Genomic DNA, 8488 nt, shown 5'->3' on the forward strand with positions numbered 1-8488 from the left:
GTTGCTCGGTCAGCTGACGGGAATATTCGGGATCAAGGGTGCCCGCCAGGAAGGCGCGGATATCCGACGGCCGAGCATTGAGGTGCGTGACCAGAGCCGTCGCATCGTAACCATTTCGGGTCAACGTCGGTTCGAGATCGTCGATGGCGCGGGACAGGACCTGCTCGACGATTTCGGCGGTAACCGGCTTGGCGCCGAGGCGAAAGCCCTGCTCGAATGCGAGGGTGAGATGCATCTCGATCTGAAGCGGCGTGCGCAAACGTTCGGCGATGAGGTCGATGGCTTCTTCCTCGAGGAGTTCGCCAACCTTTACGCCTTCGGCCGCACAGGCGCCAAGCAGCCAGGCAACATAGTCGCGGCGCGCGGAGCCGATCCCCTCGTAGTCAAAAATGGTCGTGCGGTAGCCAATCTCCTCCATTTGCGGCCGGCGCAGATCATTGCGCAACCGGGGATGCCCGACAAGAAGTACGGAAAGGAGCACGCCGGCGTCGGCGACCACCTCCATCAGTCGCTTCAGGCCGGTTAAGGTCTTGTGGTGCAGGTCATGGGCCTCGTCGACCACGAGGACGATCGGCCGTTTGCCTTTTTTCATGATGTCGCGCAGGTCGCGCTCCCGGCGCTCGGCCTGCTTGGGGATCTTGACCTGCGCACGATCGCCGGGAGACAAGTCGTAGAACAGGGCTTCAATGAGCGATGGCAGCGAAGTGCGCCGCTTGTCGACCGCCAGCGATTTGGCGAGTGCGACCTTGCCGGCTTTGGTGAGTTCGGCCTCGATGCGGCGCAAAAGGTGGGTTTTCCCCGAACCGACCAGGCCGGAGACCACGACAAGCCGACCGGTCTGGACGGCCGCACACACCTCGCGGATGATCGTGCGCTGATGCTCGGTCTCAAAGTTGCCGGCCCCTTGGAAAGGCCGGTCGAGGCCGTAACTGGATTGAACGTCAGCGAGCATCATTCTTCCTTTCTTCGCGCCTGGAAGCGTTCGCGGATACGGGCCGCGATCATCTTTTTGTCGAGTGTTTCTCCAAGCAGTTCATTGATGAAGGCGCGGTCACCGGCATTCATCGCGCCGATCGGCCGGCCGAGCTGGTCGGCGATGGCCCCACGGGCTGCGAGGCCATTTGGATAAGCGGTCTCTATTGCGGGTTCCGGAAACGGTGTCCGCCGTACACTCAGCCCAGCCGTGGTCGGGGGCAGCGAAGGCAATGGACGATCCCCGCCGGTGACCGCGGCGCGGGGGAGCCCAAGTTGGTCTGCCAGGCGCACCACCTTGTCGAGCCGCTCTTCGAGCTTGCTCTTCTGGTATTTGCGATAGCGAAAGAGGGGAACCGCCCCGCGCGAAGGTTGGAATGGACCGAAGCGCTTGCCCTCATGCTCGACGAACAGTTCCTGATCGAACAGGCCCCAGAGCAAGGTCACCGTTTCGCCGGCAAGTTCGGGCTCGACCTCATAGGATGCGCCTTCGACCGATACGGTCGCGTCTCCAGCAACCGTCCGTCGTTCCGGTTCGCGCGCAAAGGCGCAGAACCGCTCCCAGGAGCACATCGCCCGCACCCCGTCAGGAGGAAGATGCCGCAGCCAATCCTCGATGCGTGCATGAGACTCTGTGCGATGGTCGCCGTTATTGTAGGTGACCAAGGCGCGCCTGAGCCAAAGGTTGGCTTCCTCTTCGTCCTTCGGCTTGTGGAAATGATAGAGGGTCTCGTGCACTTCCTTGATCGTGCGAAACGGCCGCTCGACCTTGCCTTTCGCTCGCGCCGGCGTGCGCCGCTCGCTGTCCGACGGGGGCATATGCGTGAGAACCCGGACACCAAGGCTACCCATGACGGACTGGAAAACGCGCGAGCGGCTCACCGGCCCGTTATCCATATGGATGGTCGTTGGAATCCCCTGAAGCGGCAGTTCCGGTTCAGGCTTGGCGGCGAAGGCATTGTAGAGAAAGCGCAAGGCGGACTCCGCGTCCTCGCCGTAGACGGAGCGGTATTCCTGATAGCTCGCGCCGGAGCGATCATCGACCACGGAGAACAGCATCAGCGTCGGCCGGCCGCGCCCTTCCTCGACCCAAAGCGGCGCTTCCACCTGCTTCAGGTCGGACGGGCTCATGTCGAAGTGCCAGAGTTCGTTGGAACGCCGCGCCTGGAATCGGACGGCAGCCACCGGGCGGGTGACGCGCGCATAATCCAGGCCGGAAACACGCAGCAGCCGATCGACCGTTGCGCGTTTCAAGATGCCGGGCGGTGCACGGACCAGGCCATCGGGCGTCACCACGCCGTCTTCCTCAAGCAGCTTGATGGCGCGCGCCGTGGAGATATGCCGCCCCTTCCGGTTCGCCGTTCTGATCTTCAGGGCCGCGATGATTTCGGCATAGGTTTCCATCTCCGGCTGCGGGGCGATCCGGGAGGTTCCGTGATCGGCGCGCCGTACGGATTTCGGGCGGTTCAACTCCCGCAGCGCCCGATACAGGGTCCAGATCGAGATGCCGTAGGCATCGGCGGCACGAGCAACAATCTCGGTACGGCCTGGATCACGGGGAGAAAGCAGCGACAATCGGCGTCGAAGATCGACAAGAGCCTCTCCGGGCGGCCGCTTTCTCCGCTCAGCCATGGACGTCCTCGGATTCCACTGTTTTGGGAGAGCCACCCTTCTTGCCGATATGACGATAGAGGGTTGCAACAGAAACCCCCATGCGCTGCGCAATATTGCGTACCGGTATGCTGCCTTCCTTCATCAGGGCGCGCGCCGCGGCAATATCGCCCGGGCGCATCGCGGGCGGGCGGCCACCCTTGCGGCCACGTTGCCGCGCCTCGACCAGTCCAGCCGTCGTGCGTTCGCGGATCAGAGCACGTTCGAACTGGGCGATCGCACCGAAGACATGGAAGGTCAGCATGCCGCCCGGCGTCGTCGTATCAATGCTCTCGGTCAAGGACACGAGCCCGATCTTCGCGCGCTCCAACTCTTCCGCCGTCGCGATGAGCTTCTTTAGCGATCGCGCCAACCGATCGAGTTTCCAGACAACGAGCGTGTCACCAGTGCGAAGCACGTCGGAGAGAATTCGGCCCAATTCCGGGCGGTCATCGCGAGCGCCTGACCCGCGCTCGGTAAACACCTTCTCGCAACCGGCGCGTCTCAGCGCCTCAAGCTGAAGCTCCGGATTTTGATCGATCGTGCTGACCCTGGCGTACCCGACCCGCATAGCCATCCAAATGTTCTTGAAAGTCGTTGGACACTTAGCATTTTGCGACAACCGTTTCTATAACAGTTTTGAGAAGATTCCATCGCGCCATTCAAGGGGCGTGACGGCATGCGCTATGGCATGCTCAAAAACCCTCGTTTATGACAAACGATCCATGGAAACCAACTATGTGTCTGACGGCCGAATATTCGCGACATGGAGCAGGGAACCTTACGCATCGAAAATCGGGCGGTCCCCGATCTTGTCCCCCTTGTATGGGATACTCCGGGAATTGAGGCGGCGATACCAAAGGATGCGGTCGGCCAGGCCGTTACCATGTTCGAGCCGCAGGAATGCGCCAACTACTTCAAATCTTGCGGATATGACCCCGAGTAATGTGGACGTGCTCTAGGTCACCCAGAGGGGCGCTCGCATCGAGTATAACCTTAAGCGCGATTGCTTCCGGTGAACCATCCTCCATATGTACGGGATGTACAGCCCACACAGACTTTTCGAGAACCACATTCTCAACAGAAACCTCATAAAGCCTACCCGACGCGAGCTCATCGAGGACAGTGCTCCTCATCACGATCGAAATGCCGAGACCAGCTCGAACTGCATGCTTCACAGCCTCAGTGCTCCCGACATTGAATGAGATTGGGAATTGCTCTGCCGCTTGGCCGAAGGCCTCGCGGAGCACGGATCCGGTACCGGTTCCACGTTCTCCGCCAATGAGGGACTCTTGAAATAACTCTGCCGCTTCAATTGTTTTTCGCGTCCTCCAATTATGCTGTGGGGATACGATTATTACCAGCTTTTCCTTCCGCCAAAGGCGGGCTTGATATCCTTTTCGATCGTCCCACCATTCGGTAAAGGCTAGATCAATCTCCTTCCTCAAGAGCTTTTCGATGATTTCAGGATTTGAGGCAACGGCCACCTCAGGTGGCCGGCCTTGAGCATCCTGTAAACGCTTCAAGTGGACTGGCAAAATATAGGTACCGATGTTAGTACTGGCACCCAACGTAATCCGGCCGCTGTGCAGGCGGTCCAGAGATCTCTTCGTGACGGTCAAAAGGCTGCGTGCGAATGGCAAGAATACGAGCCCTTGCCGAGTCGGCACACACTTGTCCTTCCTCCTCTCGACCAGCCGCACCCCTAGTATATCCTCCAATCGTTTCACATTATGTGAGACAGTCGGTTGGGATATCTGAAGCCGTCGCGACGCCTCGTGAAAGCTGCCAGTTTCGATTACCTCTATGAATGCTGCGACATGCGAAAGGCTAAACATTACTTTCTCTAATCAAGGAATTAGTTGAACCTCGTTAATTGCCGCACGAGGTCTTCGGCCTTGGACAAAATCTATAATGTTGTCAGCAGCCTCGTGCTCGATAGCCAAACGCGACTTCGCCACTGCTGAGCCTATGTGGGGTGTCAAGATCGAATCATGTTCGCGATTGAGGAGACCCCCGTGGACCTTGTCAGGCCGGTCGGGTCTGGCCCAGTCCTCCATCTCATAAACATCAGCGGCGTAGCCTCCCAAGCGCCCCGCCTGCAATGCAGCGACAACAGCCTCTTCATCAACCACGCTTCCGCGTGCAGGATTAATAAGAAGTGCTCCTTTGGGCATTTTGGCGAGTTGTTCAGCGCCGAGGAGATGCTTCGTTTCGGCCGAAAGCGGGAGTGCACACACAAGAAAGGTAGACGACGAGATCAACTGGTCAAATTCAAGAGGCTTTACGTTCAGTCTGATCTCATCGGCTTTGTCCAGGGATTGACGATCCCAGTACGACACAATGGCGCCGAAGGTACTTAGGCGCTGTGCTATAGCTTTTCCGATCGCTCCCATCCCTAAAATGCCGATTGCTGTGCCCTGCAGCCCAAGGCCGTAAAACCGAGGGCGCCAACCTTTGTAATCCCTCCTGACGCTCTTGTCGCCTGGCAGAATGTGCCGCCCAAGAGCAATCATCAGACCGATTGTAAGTTCGGCTGTCGGGTCAGTGAGAAGATCGGACACTATCGTGACGTGGACTCCAAGCTGCGTGCAGGCTTCGATGTCGAAGTTATCGAAGCCTTTCAGCGCACATGCCACAAGTTGAAGATCGGGAGCGTGCGCGAGTACAGACGCGTCGATCATGTCCGGCATGAACGCCATCATCGCCTTGGCGTCGCTCAATTCTGCGAGCAGTTTCTCGCGGGGCCATGTATCATCAGTATCGTTGCAAACTAAACGAGCGTGGGGAGATAGCTTTGAGATAATCTCCTCGTGGACGCGATGGGTGATTACTACCTTTGGGAGCATTTAATTTATCCTTCTATTGCAGCTGGCGGCGGAGGAGAGCGCCGACCTGGTCAACGATGGTGACCATCAGAAGGACAACGAGCATGATCGCAAGAACCTCCTGATAATTCATGATCCGGAGGGATGTCATCAACTCGAAACCGATACCACCAGCTCCCACAGTGCCCAGGATTGTCGAGGCGCGGAAGTTGTACTCCCACCGATAGATGGTCACATCGGCCAATTGCGGTAGAACTTGTGGCAAGATCGCCCGCGTCACGATCTGGAACGGCGACGCACCAGCTGCGCGTGCGGCTTCTATAGGCGCATTATCGCAATGCTCGATCGCCTCCGCAAAGAACTTGCCCACCATGCCAACCGAGTGAAGACCAAGAGCCAGCACGCCTGGGAGCGCTCCAAATCCCACTGCCGCCACGAAGACGATGCCCATAATCAGCTCCGGGATCGACCGTAGACCATTCAACAATCCACGCGAGATCATATAGATGACAGCGTTGGGTGCTGTTTTCCCTGAGGCGAAAAAGCCAACTGGAAGTGATATCAGTACCGCGATCGCAGTCCCAGCTATACTCATCGCCAGAGTGTCGATGAGAGGGCTGATCCACTCCAAGCCTCGGTTGAAATCCGGGGGAAACATTTCCGTACCGAGCTGCCAGAGCGCAGGAAACCCAGATCCCAGACGCTCCAGATCAAGAAGACCGGAGTGATAACTGCTAACAATGATCACACACGCAATTGCCAACGCGATCACGCCAGCTCTGGTCCAAGCTTTGTTTTGATGTTGAAGGATAGAGTCGTAGTCGGCCGACGGCTGTGTCATCACATATCCTGGAAGAAAGGACGCAGGCCAGCGCCTGCGTCGAAAGGTGAGAAACTGTCTCGAACGCGCCTTACTGACTCAGGTCCAAGTTCAGCACTTTACCGAGCTCACGGACGACGTCGTAGGCTTTGTCATCGATCGGAGCGAACCCATCGGCTTTGAAGGATGCCAATACCTTTTCGTCTTTAAGGTCGATGAAGGCTTTGGTGATCGCCTCTTTCAACGAAGTGTCAAGATCCGACCGCATGGTCCAGGGGTACTGCGGGAACGGATCGGACTCGGCGAGGGCGATAACTTTCTTAGGATCAATGGTGCCACGAGCGACCATTGAATTGTAGATGGGCAACGAAAGTCCGCCAATCTGAGCATTGCCATTCTGCACTGCAATAGCCACGGCATCATGCGACCCTACGAAGTTCTCGCTATAGTCTTTTCCAGCCTCAACTCCGGCCTTAAGCAGCATAGATTTCGGGATAAGGTGGCTTGAGGTGGAAGCCACGTCCCCAAACGCGACCTTTTTCCCTTTTGCATCTTCAAGGCTTTCGATGCCAGCCTCTGCATTGGCGACAACTACAGCGCGATAGGTAGTTTCGCCATCCTTCATAAGTGCTGCGAAAGGCTCGATATCAGCCTTGGTTTTCGCGAGCGTGTAAGAGAGCGGCCCGAAATAAGCCAACTCAAGCCGGCCGAAACGCATCGCTTCGATCATTGACGAGTAGTCGGTCGTTACGATCAGTTCAATCTCCCGACCGAGTGTCTTCTCAAGATACTCCTCGAGAGGACGATTGTTTTTGATGACAGTGGCGGCGTTCTCGTCCGGTAGCAACGCGACGCGCAATGTCTCTGGATTTGAGCCAGCATGCGCCAACGAACTCCAGCCAAGAACGGCGAGGAATGCGAGGGACAGAAGCTTCTTCATAATGCGGCCTCCATGGCAGCTAAAGGTTGATCATACTCGTAGTTGGACAAATCTTGTGTTGTGGTCGGATTTCTTGGGGCGCTGCGGTAGATCGACGCACACATTTGATCGGTCAGTTCGTCGACAGCGGCGTCCGCAACCACTTCCCCGTCGCGCATAGCAATGACCCGGTCGCCGAACCGGCGAGCTAGATCGATCTGATGAAGGCTGATCACAGCAGTGATGCCGTCGGCTGTGCATATTTCGCGAAGCTGCGACAGGACCTCGACAGCCGTTTCAGGGTCCAGACTTGCAACGGGCTCATCTGCAAGGACCAGTTGGGGCTTCTGGACCAGCGCGCGCGCAATGCCCACCCGTTGCTGCTGACCGCCGGATAGTTGATCCGCCCTGACGAGAGCCTTATCAAGAAGGCCTACGCGTTCAAGGCATTCCAACCCCAGCCTTCGATCCGAACGCGGCATAGGGAACAACGTACGCCAGCCAGAGTGGTAGCCCAGGCGGCCCGTCATGACGTTGTCGAGCGCGCTCAAGCGCCCTATGAGTTGGTGCTGCTGGAATATCATCCCAGTTCGCCTTCGGTGAATGCGAAGCTTAGTTTCCGCATCCAGAGCACCAATATCGTTAGAAGTGATCGAACCAGACGTCGGCGCAACCAAGCCGTTGAGTGTCCGGATGAGGGTAGATTTGCCTGCGCCGGATCTACCGAGGAGCACGACGAACTGACCCTGGTTGAACGTCAATGTCGTTGTCTTCAAAGCTTGGGTGCCGTTGGCATAGGTCACGGCAACTCCGTTCAGAGCCAGCATCACAATAATCCTGATCGTTAGTGGTGCATCGATTGAATATTTGCATCACTATGGGCGACATATGACGTCCGTTTATCAGGCTCGTGAAACTTCAATGACAGCACTTAAACTCAGCTCTACCTCCTCGCGTAGCTGCGATGGAGAAATTTCACCCAGAGCCGCCTGATCATGACGGCCCGGTCCCAATTCTACACCACCTTGACGGATGCTATCCCATATTCGGCCAGATAAACCGGCCCTTCTCCAGCCGCCGGGTAAAAAGGCAGGCGCCCAGACCATCATGCCAGATGATCTTCAAAATATCCGATCTGCGGCCCCTGAAGACGAAGAGATGCCCTGACAACGGATCATGCTGCAGAACCTCCTGCACCCGAAGCGCCAAGGAGGGAAAGCCACAGCGCATGTCCGTATATCCGCGCCTTCCTGGCGGGCACCCTTGATCCCGAATATTCCCGTCAGCTGACCGAGCAAC

Annotated in this window: 9 protein-coding genes; all 9 read right to left on the reverse strand. The window is 57.5% G+C overall.

The window, feature by feature from the left end; translation table 11 throughout:
- A partial coding sequence (locus BFN67_RS20265; RefSeq protein ID WP_204842247.1) for an ExeA family protein occupies positions 1 to 955 on the reverse strand: 955 nt, incomplete at its 3' end.
- Positions 952 to 2604, reverse strand: coding sequence for an IS481 family transposase (locus BFN67_RS20270; RefSeq protein WP_003501095.1), 1653 nt, complete (start codon positions 2602 to 2604; stop codon positions 952 to 954). The genes BFN67_RS20265 and BFN67_RS20270, both read right to left, overlap by 4 nt.
- Positions 2597 to 3199 carry a recombinase family protein gene (locus BFN67_RS20275; RefSeq protein ID WP_003501098.1) on the reverse strand — a complete coding sequence of 201 codons (603 nt, stop codon included), beginning with the start codon at positions 3197 to 3199 and terminating at the stop codon, positions 2597 to 2599. Before BFN67_RS20275 ends, BFN67_RS20270 begins: the two co-directional genes overlap by 8 nt.
- Before the next feature lie 340 nt (positions 3200 to 3539).
- Complete coding sequence (locus BFN67_RS20285) at positions 3540 to 4460, reverse strand: LysR family transcriptional regulator (RefSeq protein ID WP_003501100.1); 921 nt, start codon at positions 4458 to 4460, stop codon at positions 3540 to 3542.
- A gap of 12 nt (positions 4461 to 4472) precedes the next feature.
- Positions 4473 to 5471, reverse strand: a complete 999-nt coding sequence (locus tag BFN67_RS20290; RefSeq protein WP_080921303.1) for a phosphonate dehydrogenase — start codon at positions 5469 to 5471, stop codon at positions 4473 to 4475.
- Positions 5472 to 5484: 13 nt separating this feature from the next.
- Positions 5485 to 6291: a phosphonate ABC transporter, permease protein PhnE gene (phnE, locus tag BFN67_RS20295; RefSeq protein WP_006473411.1), complete on the reverse strand. Its 807-nt coding sequence runs from the start codon at positions 6289 to 6291 to the stop codon at positions 5485 to 5487.
- A 70-nt stretch (positions 6292 to 6361) separates the two neighbouring features.
- A complete protein-coding gene (gene phnD, locus BFN67_RS20300) occupies positions 6362 to 7210 on the reverse strand; it encodes a phosphate/phosphite/phosphonate ABC transporter substrate-binding protein (RefSeq protein WP_003501103.1) in 849 nt (282 codons plus the stop codon).
- A complete protein-coding gene (gene phnC, locus BFN67_RS20305; RefSeq protein ID WP_006473175.1) occupies positions 7207 to 8016 on the reverse strand; it encodes a phosphonate ABC transporter ATP-binding protein in 810 nt (269 codons plus the stop codon). The genes phnD and phnC overlap by 4 nt, the downstream gene beginning before the upstream one ends.
- A gap of 208 nt (positions 8017 to 8224) precedes the next feature.
- A partial coding sequence (gene tnpB, locus BFN67_RS20310) for an IS66 family insertion sequence element accessory protein TnpB (protein WP_425349809.1) occupies positions 8225 to 8488 on the reverse strand: 264 nt, incomplete at its 5' end.

This window comes from Manganibacter manganicus, assembly GCF_002075885.1.
GTDB classification, from domain to species: domain Bacteria; phylum Pseudomonadota; class Alphaproteobacteria; order Rhizobiales; family Rhizobiaceae; genus Mesorhizobium; species Mesorhizobium manganicum.

Coding starts and splice junctions, on each gene's coding strand:
- phnD (WP_003501103.1), bottom strand. CDS start 7,210: ATGAAGAAGCTTCTGTCCCTCGCATTCCTCGCCGTTCTTGGCTGGAGT.
- phnC (WP_006473175.1), bottom strand. CDS start 8,016: ATGCTGGCTCTGAACGGAGTTGCCGTGACCTATGCCAACGGCACCCAA.
- BFN67_RS20275 (WP_003501098.1), bottom strand. CDS start 3,199: ATGGCTATGCGGGTCGGGTACGCCAGGGTCAGCACGATCGATCAAAAT.
- BFN67_RS20270 (WP_003501095.1), bottom strand. CDS start 2,604: ATGGCTGAGCGGAGAAAGCGGCCGCCCGGAGAGGCTCTTGTCGATCTT.
- phnE (WP_006473411.1), bottom strand. CDS start 6,291: ATGACACAGCCGTCGGCCGACTACGACTCTATCCTTCAACATCAAAAC.
- BFN67_RS20290 (WP_080921303.1), bottom strand. CDS start 5,471: ATGCTCCCAAAGGTAGTAATCACCCATCGCGTCCACGAGGAGATTATC.
- BFN67_RS20285 (WP_003501100.1), bottom strand. CDS start 4,460: ATGTTTAGCCTTTCGCATGTCGCAGCATTCATAGAGGTAATCGAAACT.